The sequence below is a fragment of the Streptomyces sp. NPDC096132 genome (assembly GCF_044763345.1).
Taxonomy (GTDB): domain Bacteria; phylum Actinomycetota; class Actinomycetes; order Streptomycetales; family Streptomycetaceae; genus Streptomyces.
Genome location: NZ_JBIWGA010000027.1, coordinates 64,374 through 83,111, shown reverse-complemented (window position 1 = coordinate 83,111; position 18,738 = coordinate 64,374). Strand labels below are relative to the sequence as shown.

Here is an 18,738-nt window from a genome sequence, read left to right as displayed (position 1 = left end):
CAGCACCGAGGTGGGTTACGAGATCGAGGCCAATGAGGCGTATCTCGTTGCCCGCAAGCGGATCGAGATCGGACCTGAGGGCGGCTTCGTGACCCGGCGCTGGGTCGTGGCCCCGTTGGCGAGATAACCACGGTTCGGTCTCACCGGGCGGCCATGGCCCGCAGTACCAGGGAGGACAGCGGTGCCGGCAGGATGCGCAGCGCGCGGACCAGGGTGGCGGTGGTCCAGGGGAAGTAGGAGTTGGCCGGTTCCTTCTCCAGGGCGCGTATCACATACCGGGCCGCGCGTTCCTGGCTGATCTGGAAGGGCTTGGGCAGGCCGTCCGCGCCGACGCGGTCGGTCGCCACGAATCCGGGGTGGATCGTGGTGAACCGTATGCCTTGGGGAGCCAGTTCGACGCGCGCGGCGTCGATCAGGGTCCGTGCCGCCGCCTTCGCCGCCGAGTAGGGGCCTTGCCGTGGGATGCCCATCAGCCCTGCCAGCGAGTTGGTGTGGGCGATGAGGCCGCCGTGGGGCTGCTTCTTCATCTGTTCGATCAAGGGGACCAGGTAGTTGACCACCACGTCGTAGTTCAACGCCATGATCCGTGCGACGTCGTCCGTGCTGACGTCGTCCATGGCCATGTCCGGTCCCTGGCCGGCGTTCAGCAGCGCGATGTCGACGGATCCGTACGTCGTGACGGCGGACGCCACCACATCCGCGGCCGCTCCCGGATCCAGGGCATCGGCGGCGATGTCCAGGCAGGTGCCGCCGGCGGCACGGACGGTCTCGGCCACGGAGGCCAGTTCGGGGGCCCGCCGCGCCACCACCACGAGTCGGTTGCCGCCCGGGGCGAGTCGGCGGGCCACCTCGGCTCCGATGCCGGACGAGGCGCCGACGACGAGAACCGTCCTGCCGATGATCTTCCCCATCTCTTCGCTTCCCCTTCGTGGTTCGTGACGAGGTGTCAGAGTTCCTGGCGAGGTGTCAGAGGAAGTGGCGGCCTTCGCCGCGATAGGTGGGCACGGTCTCGACGACCTCGCCGCCCTGGACCAGGTGCAGTTCGCCCACGCGCTCGCACATTTCACCGGCCTTGGCGTGCCGGAACCACACCCGGTCACCGAGGCGCAGGGTGTGCGCGGGCTTGCCGAGGACGGGGGTCTGTACCTCGCCGACGCCCTCGGTGGCGGTCACCCGTAGTCCCGGGGGCCAGGCCAGGGTGGGCAGCCGGTCCTTGCCCGGCGGGCCGGACGCCACCCAACCGCCGCCCAGGATCGTCGCCATCGACGACGACGGTCTGCGTACGACAGGGAGCACATAGAACGCCGCCGGCGTGGGACGGAAGGTCCGGTAGAAGTCGAACAGCCCTGGACCGTACAGGCCGGAGCCCGCGGCGAGTTCGGTGACGGCGGCTTCCTGGGTGGTGGTCTCCAGGCTGCCCGTGCCGCCCGCGTTGACGAATCGGATCGGGGCGAGGGCCCTGACGGCGTCGACCGCCGCCGCTCGCCGTCGATGCAGTTCCGCGGCGGAGGAACGCTGCATGCGGCGGACGGCGGCCTGCTTGAGCCGGGATCCGGGCTGGTTGTCTCCGATACCGGCGATCTGCCCTTCGTAGGCCATGATCCCGGTCAGTTCGAAGCCGCGCCGGGCCGTCACCGCTCGCGCGAACTCGGCCGCCTGCCGGGGCGTGTGGAGAGGGGATCTGCGCGGGCCCAGATGCAGCCGGCCACCGGCCAGGCGCAGGCCGCAGTCCAGTTCCATGCAGACGCGGATGCGTGCGCGCCCGGAGCCGGTCGCTTCGTCGATGAGGTCGAGATGGTCGACGGAGTCCACCATGAGGGTGATCCGCGAGGCGAGTCGCTCGTCACGGGCCAGTGTCCGCAGCGCCGTGCGGTCGGTGGTGGGGTAGCCGACCACGATGTCGTCGAACTCCTCGGCCAGCCACAGCGCCTCCGGCAGGGTGAAACCGAGGATGCCGTGGAAGCCGGGGCGGGTGAGGGCGCGCCGGATGAGCGCACGGGAGCGCAGGGATTTGCTGGCCAGCCGGATCGGCTTGCCGTTCGCGCGGCGTTCGAGATCGTCGGCGTTGCTGTCGAAGGCGTCCAGGTCGACGACGCCGAACGGCGGTTCCAGCCCGGCGGTCGCCGTCTGCAGGCGGTGCAGCTGCGAGGGGGAACGGTCGGTCGTGAGATGCACTGCGGCTCCTGAGGGGCCCAGGTGGTGGTTACGTCACGATCGCCCACGACGAGAAGTAAGTCAACCGTCTTGGACGCTTGACCCACTTCTCGGTCGGGGTTGGCTATCCTGACCGGCGAACGCACAGCTAGAAGGACCGGCGAACGCACAGGCAGAAGGACCGGCGAGCGCACGGGTAGACGGAGGAGACCACGTGCCCCGCATGGCGGCGAGCGACCGGAGGGCCGAGCTCCTGGAGGCGGCGATCCGGGTGATGGCACGCGACGGGGTGGCCAAGGCCACGACCCGTGCGATCGTCAACGAGGCCGACATGACCCTCGGGGCGTTCCACTACTGCTTCGAGTCGCGGGCGCACATGCTCGAGCTGGTCACGGAAACGCTCACCGAGCGGTACGTCGCCGAGGTGCGGAGCCTGTTCGCACCCCAGAAGAACATCCGCGACAGCGTCACGGACAGTCTGCGTGCCTTCTGGAAGGGATTCGAAGCCGCCCCGGCGGAACACCAGATCAGCTACGAACTCACCCAGTACGCGCTGCGCACCCCCGGCTTCGAGACCGTCGCGAAGCGGCAGTACGAGATCTTCCTGCGGGCCTTCACCGCCCTCCTCGACCTCGCGGCTCACAACGCCGGCATCGAGTGGACGCAGCCCGTGCCGATTCTCGCGCGGTACGTGCTCTCGGTGATCGACGGCCTCAACCTGGTCTGGCTCGTCGACCGCAACACCGACCACAGTCAGGCGGTCCTCGACCTGCTCGCCGATCACCTGCTTCAGCACGCCCGGCCGAAGGAGTCGTGACCTCAGCCGCTGCCGGACGCCGGCATCGTTCGGCGAAACGGGCGGCAAACGGGCACGCACAGCGGACAACCAGGCACGGGTCTTGCGATCCCTGAGCCCCTGCACCGCTCCGTCCAGGGCCTCCGGCCTTCGGGAAACGGGCACATTCGGTCATGAAGTGCTCTACGACGAACCTGGTCAGCGGGGCGGTCCGCTTGTAGAAATTAGCCACCGGACGCCCAAACGGGCAGGGCCTTCGGAAATCTTCTGGCGCGGGCTCACCGCGTGGAGCCGTGGAACGGAGGTGTCGCCGTGGACACCGAGGAGCGAAGACGCGGGATTCTGGAGACGGCACGCCGTACCGGATCCGTGGACGTCGGAAAGCTCGCCGCCGACCTCGGGGTCTCCAAGGAGACCGTGCGGCGAGATCTGAACGTACTGGAGGAACACGGGCTGGTGCGCCGTACCCATGGCGGCGCCCATCCCGTGGAGAGCGCGGGCTTCGAGACCACGCTCGCCTTCCGGACCACCATGCACGTCCCCGAGAAGTCCCGGATCGCGGCCGCCGCGTCCGAACTGCTCGGGGACGCCGAGACCGTGTTCATCGACGAGGGGTACACCCCGCAGCTCATCGCCGCGGCCCTGCCCCGCGACCGGCCACTGACCGTGGTCACGTCCTCGCTGGCCACCGCCGGTGATCTGGCCTCCACCGAGAACATCACCGTGCTGCTGCTCGGCGGCCGGGTGCGCGGCGGGACGCTGGCCACGGTCGACCACTGGGCGACCCGCATGCTGTCCGGCTTCGTCATCGACCTGGCGTACGTCGGCGCGAACGGCATCTCCCGGGAGTACGGACTCACCACCCCCGATCCCGCGGTCAGCGCACTGAAGGCCGAGGTCATGAGGGTCGCCAGACGCCGGGTGTTCTCCGGGGTCCACACGAAGTTCGGCGCCGTGAGCTTCTGCCGCTTCGCGGAGGTCACGGAGTTCGAGGCGATCGTCACCGACACCGGTATGCCCGCCTCCGAGGCGCACCGCTACTCACTGCTGGGCCCCGAGGTCATCCGGGCCTGAGCCCTCGTCCAGCTCCCTATCCCCACCTCACGCCGCCCTCGCAAGCCCGGGGGTCTGGTTCCTCACTCCCTCGAAACATCCCCTGGAGTCAGTCATGCGCGCACGAAGAATGACCCACGCCCTCGTCACGGCCACGGCCGCGGGCTCACTGCTGGTCGCCTGCAGTGGAGCGGGCGGCTCGTCGGGCTCCGGCGGCGGGGACAGCATCAACGTGCTGATGGTCGGCAACCCGCAGATGGAGGACATCGCGAAGCTGACGAAGGACACCTTCACCAAGGACACCGGCATCAAGGTCAACTTCACGATCCTTCCCGAGAACGAGCTGCGGGACAAAGTCACCCAGGACATCGCCACCCAGGCCGGCCAGTACGACGTCGCCACCATCGGCGCCTACGAGGTCCCGATCTGGGAGAAGAACGGCTGGCTGCACGAGCTGGGCTCCTACGCCGACAAGGACGCGAGCTTCGACAAGGCCGACCTGCTGGGGCCAATGGTCACATCGCTGTCCGGCTCGGACGGCAAGCTCTACGCCCTGCCGTTCTACGGCGAGTCCTCGATGCTCATGTACAACAAGGACGTCATGAGCGCGAAGGGCATCACCGTGCCCGAGCATCCGACCTGGCAGCAGGTCGCCGACATCGCGGCCAAGGTCGACGGTGCCGAGCCCGGCATGAAAGGCATCTGCCTGCGCGGTCTGGCCGGCTGGGGCGAGCTGGGGGCGCCGCTGACGACGGTGGTCAACACCTTCGGCGGCACCTGGTTCACCAAGGACTGGAAGGCCCAGGTCAACAGCCCCGCGTTCAAGAAGGCCACCGGCTTCTACGTCGACCTGGTCAGGAAGCACGGTGAGGCGGGCGCCCCGCAGGCCGGGTTCACCGAGTGCCTGAACGCGCTGAGCCAGAAGAAGGTCGCCATGTGGTACGACGCGACCAGCGCCGCCGGTTCGCTGGAGGACCCCAGCTCCAGCAAGATCGCCGGGCATGTCGGGTACGCGTACGCGCCGACCGTCGAGACCAAGAGCAGCGGCTGGCTGTGGGCCTGGGCGTGGGCGATGCCGAAGACCACCAAGAGTGCCGACGCGGCCTCGAAGTTCATGCTGTGGGCGTCCAGCAAGGAGTACGAGAAGCTGGTCGGCGAGAAGCTCGGCTGGTCCCGTGTCCCGGCCGGCAAGCGGGCCAGCACCTATGAGATCCCGCAGTACCAGAAGGCCGCCGGGTCGTTCGGCGACATCACCCTGAAGTCGATCGAGCAGGCCGACCCGGCCAACCCGGGCGTCCAGCCCCGGCCGACCGTGGGCGTGCAGTACGTGGCCATCCCCGAGTTCCAGGACCTGGGCACCAAGGTCACCCAGGAGATCTCCGCCGCCATCGCCGGCAAGACCAGCGTGGACAAGGCGCTCGACGACGGACAGAAGCTCGCCGAGGACGTCGCCAAGAACTACCAGCAATGACCTCGTCGCCCGGCCGACCTCCGCGCCGGCCGGGCACCGCTTCCCCCACCCCCGCCGTCACCGGCAGAGGAATCCTCATGACCACGCTCACCGCCCCATCCACGACAGCACCACCCCCCAGCCGCCCGCGCACGTCCACCGGCGTCAGCAGATGGAAGCGCCGTGCCCCGCTCCTGCCGGCACTCGTGTTCACCGTCGTCGTCACGCAGCTGCCCTTCGTGGCCACGCTCGTGATCTCCACCTTCCAGTGGAACATCCTCAAGCCGGGCGAACGGCACTTCGTCGGCCTGTCCAACTTCACCTTCGTCTTCACCGACGAACGACTGCGCACCGCGGTCCTGAACACCGTCGTCCTCACCGCGTCCGTGGTGCTCATCAGCGTGCTCCTCGGCCTCGGTCTGGCCATGCTGCTCGACCGCCGGTTCACCGGCCGCGGCCTGGCCCGCACCCTGCTCATCGCACCGTTCCTCGTCATGCCGGTCGCGGCCGCCCTGCTGTGGAAGCACGCCATCTACAACCCCGACTACGGCCTGCTCAACGGCACCCTCAACGCCGTATGGCGGCTCTTCGGCGCGGACAACGGTCCGACGGTCGACTGGATTTCGTCGTATCCCATGCCCGCCGTCGTGGTCTCGCTGGTGTGGCAGTGGACGCCGTTCATGATGCTGATCCTGCTGGCCGGCCTGCAGGCCCAGCCCGGCGACGTCCTGGAGGCGGCCCGCGTCGACGGGGCGTCGGCGATGCAGACCTTCCGGCACATCACGCTGCCGCACCTGCGCCAGTACATCGAACTGGGCATCCTGCTCGGCACGATCTACGTCGTGCAGACCTTCGACGCGGTCTACACCATCACCCAGGGCGGCCCCGGCTCCCAGACCACCAACCTGCCCTACGAGATCTACCTGACCATGTTCCGCAAATACGAGTACGGCCAGGCGGCCGCCGCCGGGGTCGTCGTCGTCCTCGGCTCGATCGTCATCGCGACCTTCGCCCTGCGCACCATCGCGTCACTGTTCCGCGAGGAGGTGTCCCGATGACCGCACGACTGTCCCCCTTGTGGACCTTCGTCGCCTGGCTCGCCACCCTCGTGTTCTTCGCCCCGGTGGCCTGGATGGCACTCACCTCCTTCCACCAGGAGGCCGACGCCGCGACCAATCCCCCGTCCCTCTTCGCCCCGGTCACCTTCGACCAGTACAAGCTCCTGTTCAGCCGGGACATCACCCCCTTCCTCCTCAACTCGGCCATGGCCAGCGTCATTTCGACGCTGCTGGTCCTCGCCCTGGCGGTGCCTACGGCCTACGCGCTGTCCATCAAGCCGGTCAAGAAGTGGACCGACGTGATGTTCTTCTTCCTGTCCACCAAGTTCCTGCCCGCCATCGCGGCCCTGCTGCCGGTGTACCTGATCGTCAAGGACGCCGGAATGCTCGACAACGTCTGGACACTGATCGTCCTCTACACCGCCATGAACCTCCCCATCGCGGTCTGGATGATGCGCTCCTTCCTCGCCGAGGTACCCAAGGAGATCCTCGAAGCCGCCGAGGTCGACGGCGCGGGCCTCCCCACCGTGCTCTGGCGGATCGTCGCACCGGTCGCCATGCCCGGCCTCGCCGCCACCTCGCTGATCTGCTTCATCTTCAGCTGGAACGAGTTCATGTTCGCCGTCAACCTCACCGCGACCAAGGCGTCCACCGCGCCGGTCTTCCTGGTCGGCTTCATCACCAACGAGGGCCTCTTCCTCGCCCGGCTCTGCGCCGCCGCCACGCTGGTTTCCCTGCCGGTCCTCATCGCCGGTTTCGCCGCCCAGGACAAACTGGTCCGCGGCCTGTCCCTAGGAGCAGTCAAGTGAAAGCCGCTGTCATCGAAGCCCCCGGCAAGGTCACCGTCACCACGGTGCCCGACCCCACTCCCGGGCCCCGCGAGGTCGTGGTCGAGGTGGCGGCCTGCGGGCTGTGCGGCACCGATCTGCACATCCTCCAGGGCGAGTTCGCACCTACACTGCCGGTCGTGCCGGGCCACGAGTTCGCCGGCGAGGTCGTGGGTCTGGGCAGCGAGGTCACCGAACTCGCGATCGGCGACCGGGTCGCCGTGGACCCCTCGCTGTACTGCAACGAGTGCCGCTACTGCCGAGTCGGCCGCAACAACCTCTGCGACCGCTGGCGGGCGATCGGGGTGACCGTGGCGGGTGGCGCCGCCGAGTACGCCGTGGCGCCCGTCGCCAACTGCGTACGGCTGCCCGACCATGTGGCCGTCCAGGACGCGGCCCTCATCGAGCCACTGTCCTGCGCCGTGCGCGGCTACGACGTGCTCAACAGCAGGATCGGCTCCCATGTGCTGATCTACGGCAGCGGGACCATGGGCCTGATGATGCTGGAGCTGGCCAAGCGCACCGGGGCCTCCTCGGTGGACGTCGTCGACGTCAACCCGGAACGGCTGGCGACGGCGGAGAAGCTGGGCTGTTCCCAAGCGGCCCTCTCGGCCGCGGAGTTGGGGCGTCCGGCCGGCTGGGACGTGGTGATCGACGCGACCGGCAACGCCGCCGCCATCCAGGACGGTCTGGAGCGGGTCGCCAAGGCCGGCACGTTCCTTCAGTTCGGGGTCTCCGACTACGCGACGACGGCCACCATCTCGCCGTACCGCATCTACAACCAGGAGATCACCATCACCGGCTCCATGGCGGTGCTGCACAGCTACGAGCGGGCGGCGGAGCTGTTCGCCACCGGGGTACTCGATCCGCAGGTGTTCATCAGCCATCGGCTGCCGCTGGCCCAGTACCCGCAGGCGCTGGAACAGTTCGCGGCCGGCCAGGGACGAAAGATCGTCGTACTGCCCTGACAGTCAACGCAGCAGCGATTTGCCGATGATCTCCTTCATGATCTCGGTGGTACCCGCGAACAGTGTGCCGGCGCGGGTGTCGACGAAGTCCTTGGCGATCGGGTACTCCGTCATGTAGCCGTATCCGCCGTGCAGTTGCAGGCAGCGGGAGACGAGGTGCTGCTGGCGTTCGGTCACCCACCATTTGGCCATGGCGGCCTCGGTGTCCGTCAGGCGGCCGGCGGCGAGTTCGCCGACGCAGCGGTCCGTGAAGGTCTGGGCGATCTCCGCCTCGGTCGCCAGTTCGGCCAGGGTGAAGCGGGTTGCCTGGAGGGATGAGAGCGGGCGTCCGAAGACGACGCGGTCCCGGGTGTAGGCGATGGTCTCGCCCAGGACACGCCGCATGGTGGCGGCGGCCATCACGGTGACACTGAGGCGCTCCTGGGGGAGGTTGCGCTTGAGGTATGCCATGCCGCCCCCTTCCTCACCGAGCAGGTTCGCTGCCGGTACGACGACGTCGGTGAAGAACAGTTCCGCGGTGTCCTGGGCGGACAGGCCGAGCTTGTCGAGCTTGCGGCCGCGTTCGAACCCGGGCATGCCCCGCTCCACCACCAGGAGACTGAGTCCGTCCCGGCCGTCGTCGGCAGCCGTGCGGGCGACCACGATCACCAGGTCGGCGAGGATGCCGTTGCTGATGAAGGTCTTCGTGCCGTTCAGCAGGTATCCGTCCGCCCGCCGTTCGGCACACGTACGGATACCCCGCAGATCGCTGCCGGCGCCGGGCTCGGTCATGGCGATGGCCGCGACCAGGCTGCCGTCGGCGAGCCCGGGCATCCAGCGTGCCTTCTGCTCGGGGGTGGCCAGTTCCCGGAAGTACGGGGCGATCAGGTCGGTGAAACCGTTGAGGTTCATGGAGACCGAGGTGGCACCCGCGCGGCACAGTTCCTCGATGAGAACCGCGTTGTAGCGGAAGTCGTCCACGCCGCTGCCGCCGTACTCCTCCTCGACACCCAGCCCGAGCAGTCCCGCGGCGCCCGCGGCCCGGTACAGCGACCGGTCGACTTCGCCCGCGGCCTCCCATGCGGCGAGGTGCGGAGTGACCTCCTTGGCGACGAAAGCCCGGGCCATGGCGCGGAAGTCCTCATGGTCCGTGTCGTAGAGATCGCGCTTCATACGGGATGTCTCTCCTCGATCGTGCGTCGGCCACTGCGCCCGGAAGCCAGAGTATGTCGGTTCCAGAGCGATCGGAAGCCATCCGACATAAATCTGGCGAGGGCGAGGCCGCGTCCCGGGCGAGAATGGGACGCGAAGTCCGTAGGACGAGAGGCGAGTGAGGAGACCGCGCGTGGACCTGCCGCAGGACGAGGCGAAGAACAGCACCCAACTGCTGATCCTGGCCGTCTACGGGCACTACTCACGGCTGCTGCGGGGCTGGTCCTCGGTGGCCGACCTGATCACGCTCATGGAGCGGCTGGGAGTGCCGGCTCAGGCGACACGCTCGGCCGTGACCCGGATGACGCGCCGCGACCTGCTGGCCCCGCAACGAAACGGGACGGTGCGCGGATACACCGCGACCGCCAAGGCGCGGCTCATCTTCGAGGAGGGCGACGAAGTCGTCTACGCCCCGCTGAAGCCGGCCCGGTTGGAGGACGGCTGGGTCATCGTCTCGTTCTCCGTACCCGAAGCCGAGCGGGAGAAGCGGTACACCCTGCGCAAACGACTCGTCTGGCTCGGCATGGGCCAGCTCGACAGCGGACTGTGGATCGCTCCCGCCCGTGTCCTTCCCACTGTTCTGAAATGGGTGCGCCGGCTCGGCCTGGAACAGTACGTCGACGCCTTCACCGCGCACCACGAAGGTCTCGGCGACACCGCCACGCTCGTCCGCCGCGCCTGGAACCTCGAAGAACTCGCCGCCTCGTACGACAAGTACCTGCGCTCATGGTCCCCGGTGCTGGCCTCCGTCCGGGAGGCGGGCGGCATCGCCGAACCCGGCGAAGCCTTCGCGGTCTACACCCTGGCCCTCGAGCAGTGGATGCGTTTCCCCTACCTGGACCCGGGCCTGCCGGAACAGCTGCTGCCGACGGGCTGGCACGGCGAAGCCGCCCAGGAACTCGCCCATGAACTCAGGGAACTCCTCGAGACCCAGGCCTTCGAGTACGTCGCCTCCACGGTCGGAGGAGCCTCCAGGGCCGGAGGAACCTCCACGGTCGGCGGAGCCCCTGCCGAGCGCTGACGCGCCGGTGATGCTCAGGAGCCTTCCAGAGGCGTCGTCTCCAGCAGTGCGGCGGCCACCTGACGGGCGGGCCGGGTCGTCCGCTCCGCTATGCGCCGGAAGGTCTCTTCCGCCGACCGGGCCGGCCAGTCGGACGGCAGGTGCCGGGCGGGCAGCCGGGGATCCGCGCGGATGGCGCCCAGCCACTCCGCGACCAGGCACAGATGGGTGGCCAGCGGATCGACGGACGGACCGTCGAGGTGGGCGATCCAGCGCTTCCCGAAGGCCGTGTAGCGGGCGGCGATCGTCTCCAGGTCCCAGGTGTCGCGGATCATCACGTCGATGTCGGTGGCGGCGTCGGCGCGGGCGTGGAAGATCTTGACGTGGGCGGCGATGCCGAGTTCGGCGACGATCTCGGAGAGGTCGACGTCGCCCGGCGCGATCCACAGGCCGCTGTAGAGGGGGCCGAAGCCGGTCCACGTGAGCCGGGAGCGCAGGTCGTGGCGCTGGCGCTGCCAGGCTTCGGGGAGTGAGAACCCGAGCAGGGTCCAGGTTCCGTTCCAGTCGTCGTTGACCGCGCTGGTGTGCCAGACGCGGGTGCGGCCGTTGTGGAGGATCTGCGTCGCGTGCGGGGTGAGACCGAAGTACATGCGCCGCCCCTGCCGCTGACGTTGCAGCAGGCCGCGGTTCACCATGCGGGTCAGCGTGGAGCGGACGGCGTGCTCCCCGACTCCCACGCGGCCGAGGACGTCGATGACGCTGCCCGAGTACACGCACAGCGGGCCCTCTTCCAGGACGTGGTCGCCGAAGAAGGCGAGCAGCAGCGACTGAGGACGAAGGTGCGGGCCGGCCGGCGAGGCCGGAGCGGTACCGGTGGACCCGTCGTCCACATCGGAGGAGTTCACCCGGGACTTCATGAGGCGGACATCTCTTTCGTCCGGGGGCATGACACCGCGAAGGTAGGCATGTAGATTGCCGCCGTCAAGAAGATGCACAACATCTCGACCGAGGGGCGTCGCGGCCCGCAGGCCGCCCCGAACGGCCACCAACGCCGCCGACGCGGCACCCCATTGACGACTCCACAACGACGGCATAGCGTCCGCCCAACTCGCTCAATTCGGCACATAAGTGCACAAAGCGAATCCCCCTCTCATCCACCTCTTCGTCAGGAGGAGCCCTATGCGACGGCGCATTCTCGGGCTTGCGACAGCAGTGATCACGGCCGCCGGTGCGGCCGGATGCGGGTCGTCGTCCGCCGACGCCGGCGGTTCATCGGCCTCGGGCAGCGGCAAGACCACCCAGGTCAAGGTCGGCATCGTTCCGATCGTCGATGTGGCACCGCTCTATCTGGGCCAGAAGAAGGGCTTCTTCAGCAGCCGCGGCATCGATCTGAAGATGGAGAGCGCCCAGGGCGGCGCCGCGATCATCCCGGGTGTGGTGAGCGGTCAGTTCCAGTTCGGGTTCAGCAACACCACCTCGCTGATGATCGCCCAGACCAAGGGAGTCCCGGTGACGTCGGTGACCAACGGGTCGGCCACCACCGGCAACACCACGACGGACGTCAGCGGCGTGGCCGTCAAGAAGGACAGCCCGATCAAGTCGGCCAAGGACCTCGCCGGGAAGACGGTGGCCGTCAACACCCTGCAGAACATCGGTGACACCACCGTGCGTGAGGCGATCCGCAAGGACGGCGGCGACCCCTCGAAGGTGAAGTTCGCCGAACTGGCCTTCGACCAGATGCCCGCCGCCCTCGACAGCGGCCAGGTGGACGCGGCCTGGATGGCCGAGCCGGCCCTGACGATCGCCAAGTCCCAGGGCGCCCGGGTCGTGTCCTCGCCGTTCGCCGAGACCGACCCCAAGCTCACGCTGACGGCCTACTTCACCTCGGCCCAGGTGGCGCAGAAGAACCCCGACCTGGTGAAGAAGTTCGCCGAGGCGATGACCGAGTCGCAGGCCTACGCCTCCGCACACCCGGACGAGGCACGCCAGATCCTCACCACCTACACCAAGATCGACGGCGAGGTGCTGAAGAACCTGACGCTGCCGTCCTGGCCCGCCGCGTACGACATGGCCTCCCTGGAGAAGCTGGCCTCGCTCGGTGAGCAGGACGGCCTGTTCGACGGCAAGAAGCCCGACCTGAAGGCGCTGTTCCAGTGACACCGTCGGCCATCGCGTCCGTGAAGACGCAGACCGCCGGGACCGGCACCGGTCCCGGCGGGGCTCCCGCCCGGCACGGGCCCGCCACCGTCACCGCGCTGCGCGGCCTCGCCGGTCTGGCCGCTCTGGTGGCGGTCCTGGAGGTACTCCCCCACACCGGTGCGGTGTCGGCCGACTACCTTCCGCCCGCTTCGGAGATCGGCCGCACGCTGTGGCAACTGCTCGCCGAGAGCGCGTTCTGGACGGCGCTCGGCGACACCCTGACCGGGTGGGGTCTGGGCACGGCGATCGCGGTCGTGGCCGGGGTGGTGGCCGGGGTGGTGATCGGCTCCGTTCCCGTTTTGCGCGCGGTGACCGCCTCCACCATCGAGTTCCTGCGCCCCATCCCCTCGGTGGCGCTGATCCCGGTGGCGGTGCTGCTCTACGGCACCGAACTGGAGTCGACGCTGCTGCTGGTGGTGTACGCCTCCTTCTGGCAGGTGCTCGTCCAGGTACTGGCCGGCACGCAGGACGTCGACCCGGTCGCGGACGACACCGCCCGCAGCTATCAGCTCGGCAGATGGGGGCGGATGCGGTACGTCCTGTGGCCCACCGCGCTGCCGTATGTGATGACGGGCGTACGGCTGGCGTCCGCCGTGGCGCTGGTCCTCGCGATCACCGCCGAACTCGTCATCGGCTCACCCGGCCTGGGCCACGAGATCGCCGTCGCGCAGAACTCCGGCGCCGTACCACGGGTGTACGCCCTGGTGCTGGTCACCGGGTTGCTCGGAGTGGCGATCAACCTGGTGGCGCGGGCCGTGGAACGGCGGGCGCTGCACTGGCACCAGTCCCTGCGCACGGAGGGATGATCCGATGACCGTCCTCACTGTGGGCCGTCGTGCCCTGCTCGTGCTGGGCCTGCCCGCGGTCCTGTTCGCCGTGTGGTGGTTCGCCACCGCCGGCAGCACCGACTTCTACTTCCCCCCGCTCTCCGTCATCCTGCGGAAGTTCGGGGAGGTCTGGGCGGGCGACCGGCTGACGTCCGACGTCCTGCCCAGCCTGCTCCGGCTGACCGTGGGCTACCTCCTCGCCGTCGTGATCGGCGTCGGACTCGGTCTCGTCGTCGGCACGCACCGCGTCGTACGGGACGTCCTGGAGCCGGTGCTGGAGCTCTTCCGCGCCATCCCGCCGCCGGTGCTGGTCCCCGTGATCATGCTGTTCGCGGGCATCGGCGACACCATGAAGGTCCTGGTCATCGTCAGCGGCTGTGTCTGGCCGATCCTGCTCAACACGGTCGAGGGCGTACGTGCCGTGGACGAGGTGCTGAGCGACACCTGCCGCTCCTACGGCATCACCGGCCCCGCCCGCCTGTGGCACCTCGTGCTGCGCTCGGCGAGCCCGCAGATCGTCACGGGTGTCCGGCAGTCGCTGTCGATCGGGATCATCCTCATGGTCATCAGCGAGATGTTCGCCGCCAGCAACGGACTGGGCTTCACCATCGTGCAGTTCCAGCGCACCTTCGCCATCCCCGAGATGTGGAGCGGCGTCCTGCTGCTCGGCCTGCTCGGTTTCGTCCTCTCCCTGCTCTTCCGCCTCGCCGAGAACCGCGTCCTGGCCTGGTACCACGGCCTGCGCCGCGCCCAGCGCGACACCTGACCGGCCGCCCCGGTCCGCCCATGAAGGAGACGTCGATGCTCGACGTACGCAACCTGCAGAAGACCTACACCGGCCGGAACCGCACCGTCGAGGCACTGCGCAGTCTCAGCTTCCACCTCGACGCCGGTGAACTGGTGTGCCTGGTCGGCCCGTCCGGGTGCGGCAAGACGACCCTGCTCAAGTGCATGGCCGGGCTGCTCACGCCCACCGGCGGCGAAGTGCGCCTGGACGGGCGGCCGGTCAGCGGGCCCCCGGCCGGCATGGCGGTGGTCTTCCAGGAGTACGGCCGCTCCCTGTTCGCCTGGATGAACGTGCGCGACAACGTCGCCCTTCCGCTGCGCCGCAAGAAGCTCGGCAAGGCCCGCGAGCGGGAACTCGTCGACCACGCCCTGGAGGTGGTCGGCCTGGCCGACGCCCACCACGCCTACCCCTGGCAGCTCTCCGGCGGCATGCAGCAGCGCGTCGCCATCGCCCGCGCCGTCGCCTACGAGCCGAAGGTGCTGCTCATGGACGAGCCCTTCGCGGCGGTCGACGCGCAGACCCGGGCAGATCTGGAGGACCTCATCCGCCGTCTGTGGCGCGAACTAGGGGTCACGGTCCTGTTCGTCACCCACGACATCGACGAGGCGGTCTATCTCGGCCAGCGCACGATCATCCTGTCCAAGTCGCCGACCGTGGTCCAGGAGGACCTGACCATCGACCTGCCCGACGAGCGCGACCAGTTGCACACCCGCTCCAGCACCCGCTTCGGCGAACTGCGCGCGCACGTCTACGAACAGATCCAGCGGGCCAAGCACCACAGCGGCGACACGGCGGCCTCCGTCGCGAGCGGGGCACGTGCCGCCACCGCGGCCCCGCATCTCTGACCAGCCCTCTAGCCGGGGTCTCCCGGTTCCGGTTTCGGGTCCGGTTTCGGGTCCGGTTTCGGGTCCGGTTTCGGGTCCGGTTTCGGGTCCGGTTTCGGGTCCGGTTTCGGGTCCGGTTTCGGGTCCGGCAGGAGTCGGGCGGAATCCACGGTGAACCCGACCGCGGCCCCGCCGCCGCGTCGGGTTCTCGCGAAGACGGTGCCGCCGTGGGCCTCGGCGACGTACCGGACGATGGCCAGGCCGAGCCCGGAACCGGGCAGGCCGCGGGCGGTGTCGGCGCGGTAGAAGCGGTCGAAGACGCGCTCGGAGTCGTCGGCGCGGATACCCGGCCCACGGTCGCGGACGGTGATCACTCCCCGGTGGATCCGCACCTCGATCGGCTCGTCGCGGTCGGATCCGGAGTCGAACTTGGCCGCGTTCTCGAGCAGGTTGCCCACCGCGCGTTCGAGTCCCTGACGGCGGCCCCGCACCACGCAGTCGTCCGTGTCGCACAGGACCAGTCGGCCCGTGCGCCGGTACACGCGCCGCGCGGCGCTCCGGGCAACCGCCGCCAGTGCGACGGGTTCCTCGGCTTCGGCTCGGCCCCGGGCCAGGGCGAGTTCGACGAGTTCGTCGACCAGGTGGCCGAGTTCGCGTGTCTCGCCGTCGACGTCGTCGAGGAGCCTCTCGCGCGCGTCCGGGGAGAGATCAGCGACGCGGCGCAGCACCTCCGCGTTGGCGCGCAGGCTCGTCAGCGGGGTCCGTAGCTCGTGGGCGGCGTCCTGCACCAGCCTTTCCTGGGCCTCGCGGGCGACGGCGAGGCGGGCGAGCATCCGGCTGAACGAAGCCGAGAGCCGGCCGACCTCGTCGCGTCCGCCCTCCAGGCCGGACCCGTCGACGTGCCCTTCGACGCTGACCTCTTCGGCGACCGCGGCCAGCCGTACCAGGCGCCGGGTGATGCGCCGCGCGAGCAGCCATCCGGCACCCGCCGCGGCCAGCAGGACCGCGAGACTGACGCCGGCGATCTCCCGTGCCATGCCGCCCAGCACGTACTGCGTCTGGTCGACCGGTACGGCCACCTGAAGGGCGCCGCGGTCCCCGCCGAGCGCGGTGGTCAGCTGCCGGTAGGTACGGCCGTCGACGACCACCTCGGTGGTGCGCGACTGCCCGTACGCGCCGGAGCCGGCGAGGTCGCGGGAGGTGTCGGACACCGGCAGCGGGACGCGCGGGCCGCCGAGGTGGCTGGACCTGCCGTCCCGGTCCACGGCCCGCACGACCGGCTGCCACTCCTCCTCGTCGCCCGGGCCCGGCCGGTCCGGGCCGGGGAAGAGGTCCGGCCCCGCTGTGAACGACGCGGAGCCGGCCGGGACCCGGTCCGCGTCCTGTGCCGCAGCGACCGTGGTCGACCGCAGGAACCGGTCGACCTCGGCGATGACGCGGTCGGAAGCGGCACGATAGCTCAGCAGCCCCACCAGGACCGCCACCACGGCGCCGACGACGGCGAAGGCGAGAGCGAGCCGCGAGCGCAGACTCATGGCCGCCGCGCCGCGTAGCCCACGCCACGCACCGTGCGGATCAGGTCGGGCGCGCCGGCGTCGGACAGTTTGCGCCGCAGATAGCCGACGTAGCCGGCCAGGTTCTTGGCGTCCGTGCCGGGATCCCGGCCCCAGACCTGCCGGTAGACGGTCGCGTGGTCCAGGACGATGCCCTCGTTGCGCACCAGAAGCTCCAGCAGGTCGAACTCCGTTCTCGACAGCTGCAGTTCCTCGTCGGCCCACCAGGCGCGCCGGGCGGCGGGGTCGACTCGCAGCGACGCGATCCGCAGCGGCGCACCGGCCCCGCTCCGCTCTCCCGCCCCCGGGGTCAGTTCGGCTCGGCGCAGCAACGCCCTCAGCCGGGCGAGCAGTTCACGCACCGAGAACGGTTTGGGCAGATAGTCGTCGGCGCCGGCGTCCAGGCCGGCGACCCGGTCCGAGGTCCCGTCGCGGGCGGTGAGCAGCAGCATCGGGGTGCGGTCGCCGTCGGCGCGCAGCACGCGGCAGACGGCCAGTCCGTCGACGTGGGGCATCATCACGTCGACCACCAGGGCGTCGAAGGAGCCCCGGCGGAGCCGGGTCAGCGTCTCCACACCGTCGGCGGCGGTGACGACGTCGTACCCCTCCAACTCCAGCGCCCGCGCGAGGGATTCGCGGATCGCGCGATCGTCGTCGGCTATGAGGACACGGTTCGGCACCTCCACATGATGGCCCACCGTCCCTGCGCGGTTTCGGCCATGCGCGGTGGCGATTCGGACTTTGCCCAATTCCGGAACGGCTCCGGACCGGTTCTGATGCAGCGCGCCCAGCATGAGTACCCCTGACACACACCCCACAGGAGTCCCATGTCCCCCCTCATCCCCGCACACTGGTCCCGGCAGGCACGCGTACGCCGCGGTGTGATCGTCCTCGCCGCGTGTCTCAGCCTCGGCGTCGCCGGCTGCGCCGCCGACGCGACCACGCGCTCCACCTCCTCGGCGGCCCTCACGACGGGGAGGAGTTCGGCGGCGAAGGCGGTCTCCGGCGTCGGCGGCGCGAACACCGCCGAGGTCGTCGCCGCGGCCGACGCGTTCCTCGCGACGCTGTCCGACGAGCAGAAGGACACCGTCCTGTACGACTTCGACGACGCGGCGAAGAAGACCGGCTGGTCGAACTTCCCGATCCCCGTGGTGACGCGCAACGGTCTCAAGCTGGGCGACCTCACCGAGGCGCAGGACGCCGCGGTGATGAAGCTCATGGCGGCCGCGCTGAGCAAGCAGGGATACAAGGAGCTCGTCGAGATCCGCAAGGCCGACGACTACCTCGGCTCGCTGCCGGGCGCCGGCAACGGGCGCGTCCACTTCGGCTCGGAGTGGTACTACATCTCCTTCTTCGGCGAACCCAGCAGGACCGGACAGTTCACGCTTCAGTACGGCGGCCACCACGCGGCGTACAACATCACCTACGCCGGCAGAAACGTGAGCATCTCCCCCACCCTGACCGCGGTGGAGCCGATGGAGTTCGACTGGGAGGAGATGTTCTACGCCCCCTTGGCGGACAAGCGGACCGGCACCATCGGAGCCATCCAGTCACTGACGGAGACCGAGCTGGCCGCGGCGGAGATCGACGGCAGCTTCGACGACCTGCTGCTCGGCCCCCGCCACGACGGCCCCTTCCCCGAGCCCGAGGGCGTCCTCGTCTCCGACCTCACCAGGAAGCAGCAGGCCAAGGTGACGGCGATGCTCAAGGCGTGGATCGACGACCTGGACGAAAGGGCCGCGGCGCGCCTCCTCGCCAAGTACGTCTCCGAGTACGACGAGACCTACCTCGGCTGGAGCGGCGGCACGACGCTCGACAACACGCAGACGTACGTACGCCTCGACGGTCCGTCCGCCTGGATCGAGTTCTCCAACCAGCCCGGCCCCGAGACCGGCGGCGTCCACCAGCACACCATCTTCCGGGACGAGACCGCCGACTACGGCTGGGAATGACCGGACCGGGGCCTGCCAAGTGAAGCGTCTCCTGTCCGCGTTCCTGATCGCGGCACTCCTGCTGGCCGGCGGCCTCGCGTCGCCGGCCGGCGCCCATCC

At 69.4% G+C, this 18,738-nt stretch carries 18 protein-coding genes; 12 read left to right on the top strand and 6 right to left on the bottom strand.

Annotated features, from left to right (window positions below; genetic code table 11):
- Positions 1 to 140 precede the first annotated feature (140 nt).
- Positions 141 to 911 carry an SDR family NAD(P)-dependent oxidoreductase gene (locus ACIRF9_RS42105; protein WP_403833818.1) on the bottom strand — a complete coding sequence of 257 codons (771 nt, stop codon included), beginning with the start codon at positions 909 to 911 and terminating at the stop codon, positions 141 to 143.
- A gap of 55 nt (positions 912 to 966) precedes the next feature.
- Positions 967 to 2,175, bottom strand: a complete 1,209-nt coding sequence (locus tag ACIRF9_RS42100) for an amino acid deaminase/aldolase (RefSeq protein ID WP_403833815.1) — start codon at positions 2,173 to 2,175, stop codon at positions 967 to 969.
- A 202-nt stretch (positions 2,176 to 2,377) separates the two neighbouring features.
- Here ACIRF9_RS42100 and ACIRF9_RS42095 point away from each other — a divergent pair, with 202 nt between their 5' ends.
- The 6 genes from ACIRF9_RS42095 (at position 2,378) to ACIRF9_RS42070 (ending at position 8,306) form a co-directional block, all read left to right on the top strand.
- A complete protein-coding gene (locus ACIRF9_RS42095) occupies positions 2,378 to 2,971 on the top strand; it encodes a TetR/AcrR family transcriptional regulator (RefSeq protein WP_403833901.1) in 594 nt (197 codons plus the stop codon).
- 291 nt (positions 2,972 to 3,262) lie between these two features.
- A complete protein-coding gene (locus tag ACIRF9_RS42090) occupies positions 3,263 to 4,024 on the top strand; it encodes a DeoR/GlpR family DNA-binding transcription regulator (RefSeq protein WP_403833813.1) in 762 nt (253 codons plus the stop codon).
- Between the two features lie 94 nt (positions 4,025 to 4,118).
- Positions 4,119 to 5,474 carry an ABC transporter substrate-binding protein gene (locus ACIRF9_RS42085; protein WP_403833810.1) on the top strand — a complete coding sequence of 452 codons (1,356 nt, stop codon included), beginning with the start codon at positions 4,119 to 4,121 and terminating at the stop codon, positions 5,472 to 5,474.
- A gap of 77 nt (positions 5,475 to 5,551) precedes the next feature.
- Positions 5,552 to 6,511, top strand: coding sequence for a carbohydrate ABC transporter permease (locus ACIRF9_RS42080; RefSeq protein ID WP_403833807.1), 960 nt, complete (start codon positions 5,552 to 5,554; stop codon positions 6,509 to 6,511).
- Complete coding sequence (locus ACIRF9_RS42075) at positions 6,508 to 7,320, top strand: carbohydrate ABC transporter permease (protein WP_403833805.1); 813 nt, start codon at positions 6,508 to 6,510, stop codon at positions 7,318 to 7,320. Before ACIRF9_RS42080 ends, ACIRF9_RS42075 begins: the two co-directional genes overlap by 4 nt.
- Positions 7,317 to 8,306, top strand: coding sequence for a zinc-dependent alcohol dehydrogenase family protein (locus tag ACIRF9_RS42070; RefSeq protein ID WP_403833802.1), 990 nt, complete (start codon positions 7,317 to 7,319; stop codon positions 8,304 to 8,306). Before ACIRF9_RS42075 ends, ACIRF9_RS42070 begins: the two co-directional genes overlap by 4 nt.
- Positions 8,307 to 8,309: 3 nt before the next feature.
- On the opposite strand, the gene ACIRF9_RS42065 is transcribed toward ACIRF9_RS42070, so the two are convergent.
- Positions 8,310 to 9,458, bottom strand: coding sequence for an acyl-CoA dehydrogenase family protein (locus ACIRF9_RS42065; RefSeq protein WP_403833800.1), 1,149 nt, complete (start codon positions 9,456 to 9,458; stop codon positions 8,310 to 8,312).
- Positions 9,459 to 9,630: 172 nt separating this feature from the next.
- On the opposite strand from ACIRF9_RS42065, the gene ACIRF9_RS42060 reads away from it, so the two are divergent.
- Complete coding sequence (locus tag ACIRF9_RS42060) at positions 9,631 to 10,518, top strand: PaaX family transcriptional regulator C-terminal domain-containing protein (protein WP_403833797.1); 888 nt, start codon at positions 9,631 to 9,633, stop codon at positions 10,516 to 10,518.
- 14 nt (positions 10,519 to 10,532) lie between these two features.
- Here the strand turns inward: ACIRF9_RS42060 and ACIRF9_RS42055 are convergent, their stop codons facing one another.
- Positions 10,533 to 11,414: a PaaX family transcriptional regulator C-terminal domain-containing protein gene (locus tag ACIRF9_RS42055; RefSeq protein WP_403833795.1), complete on the bottom strand. Its 882-nt coding sequence runs from the start codon at positions 11,412 to 11,414 to the stop codon at positions 10,533 to 10,535.
- A 262-nt stretch (positions 11,415 to 11,676) separates the two neighbouring features.
- Between ACIRF9_RS42055 and ACIRF9_RS42050 the strand changes: the two genes are divergently transcribed.
- The 4 genes from ACIRF9_RS42050 to ACIRF9_RS42035 all read left to right on the top strand — a co-directional run bounded on the left by ACIRF9_RS42050 (position 11,677) and on the right by ACIRF9_RS42035 (position 15,155).
- The gene (locus ACIRF9_RS42050) at positions 11,677 to 12,654 is read left to right on the top strand and encodes an ABC transporter substrate-binding protein (RefSeq protein ID WP_403833793.1); all 978 of its coding nucleotides are present in this window, start codon (positions 11,677 to 11,679) and stop codon (positions 12,652 to 12,654) included.
- Positions 12,655 to 12,752: 98 nt separating this feature from the next.
- Positions 12,753 to 13,502, top strand: a complete 750-nt coding sequence (locus ACIRF9_RS42045) for an ABC transporter permease (protein ID WP_403833899.1) — start codon at positions 12,753 to 12,755, stop codon at positions 13,500 to 13,502.
- Between the two features lie 4 nt (positions 13,503 to 13,506).
- Complete coding sequence (locus tag ACIRF9_RS42040) at positions 13,507 to 14,289, top strand: ABC transporter permease (RefSeq protein ID WP_403833790.1); 783 nt, start codon at positions 13,507 to 13,509, stop codon at positions 14,287 to 14,289.
- Between the two features lie 35 nt (positions 14,290 to 14,324).
- On the top strand, positions 14,325 to 15,155 hold the full coding sequence (locus ACIRF9_RS42035; protein ID WP_403833787.1) for an ABC transporter ATP-binding protein: 831 nt from the start codon (positions 14,325 to 14,327) through the stop codon (positions 15,153 to 15,155).
- Between the two features lie 8 nt (positions 15,156 to 15,163).
- Here the strand turns inward: ACIRF9_RS42035 and ACIRF9_RS42030 are convergent, their stop codons facing one another.
- Positions 15,164 to 16,669: an ATP-binding protein gene (locus tag ACIRF9_RS42030; protein ID WP_403833785.1), complete on the bottom strand. Its 1,506-nt coding sequence runs from the start codon at positions 16,667 to 16,669 to the stop codon at positions 15,164 to 15,166.
- Entirely contained in the window at positions 16,666 to 17,367 is a 702-nt protein-coding gene (locus ACIRF9_RS42025) for a response regulator transcription factor (RefSeq protein WP_403833782.1), read from the bottom strand. Before ACIRF9_RS42025 ends, ACIRF9_RS42030 begins: the two co-directional genes overlap by 4 nt.
- 147 nt (positions 17,368 to 17,514) lie before the next feature.
- Between ACIRF9_RS42025 and ACIRF9_RS42020 the strand changes: the two genes are divergently transcribed.
- Positions 17,515 to 18,639, top strand: coding sequence for a DUF3500 domain-containing protein (locus ACIRF9_RS42020; RefSeq protein WP_403833779.1), 1,125 nt, complete (start codon positions 17,515 to 17,517; stop codon positions 18,637 to 18,639).
- The last annotated feature ends 99 nt before the right edge of the window (positions 18,640 to 18,738 follow it).

Bases quoted from the DNA above. Each gene is read 5' to 3' on its own strand.
- ACIRF9_RS42080 (WP_403833807.1), top strand. From the start codon at position 5,552: ATGACCACGCTCACCGCCCCATCCACGACAGCACCACCCCCCAGCCGC.
- ACIRF9_RS42105 (WP_403833818.1), bottom strand. From the start codon at position 911: ATGGGGAAGATCATCGGCAGGACGGTTCTCGTCGTCGGCGCCTCGTCC.
- ACIRF9_RS42085 (WP_403833810.1), top strand. From the start codon at position 4,119: ATGCGCGCACGAAGAATGACCCACGCCCTCGTCACGGCCACGGCCGCG.
- ACIRF9_RS42040 (WP_403833790.1), top strand. From the start codon at position 13,507: ATGACCGTCCTCACTGTGGGCCGTCGTGCCCTGCTCGTGCTGGGCCTG.
- ACIRF9_RS42065 (WP_403833800.1), bottom strand. From the start codon at position 9,458: ATGAAGCGCGATCTCTACGACACGGACCATGAGGACTTCCGCGCCATG.
- ACIRF9_RS42035 (WP_403833787.1), top strand. From the start codon at position 14,325: ATGCTCGACGTACGCAACCTGCAGAAGACCTACACCGGCCGGAACCGC.
- ACIRF9_RS42020 (WP_403833779.1), top strand. From the start codon at position 17,515: ATGTCCCCCCTCATCCCCGCACACTGGTCCCGGCAGGCACGCGTACGC.
- ACIRF9_RS42075 (WP_403833805.1), top strand. From the start codon at position 6,508: ATGACCGCACGACTGTCCCCCTTGTGGACCTTCGTCGCCTGGCTCGCC.
- ACIRF9_RS42050 (WP_403833793.1), top strand. From the start codon at position 11,677: ATGCGACGGCGCATTCTCGGGCTTGCGACAGCAGTGATCACGGCCGCC.
- ACIRF9_RS42095 (WP_403833901.1), top strand. From the start codon at position 2,378: ATGGCGGCGAGCGACCGGAGGGCCGAGCTCCTGGAGGCGGCGATCCGG.
- ACIRF9_RS42030 (WP_403833785.1), bottom strand. From the start codon at position 16,669: ATGAGTCTGCGCTCGCGGCTCGCTCTCGCCTTCGCCGTCGTCGGCGCC.
- ACIRF9_RS42055 (WP_403833795.1), bottom strand. From the start codon at position 11,414: ATGAAGTCCCGGGTGAACTCCTCCGATGTGGACGACGGGTCCACCGGT.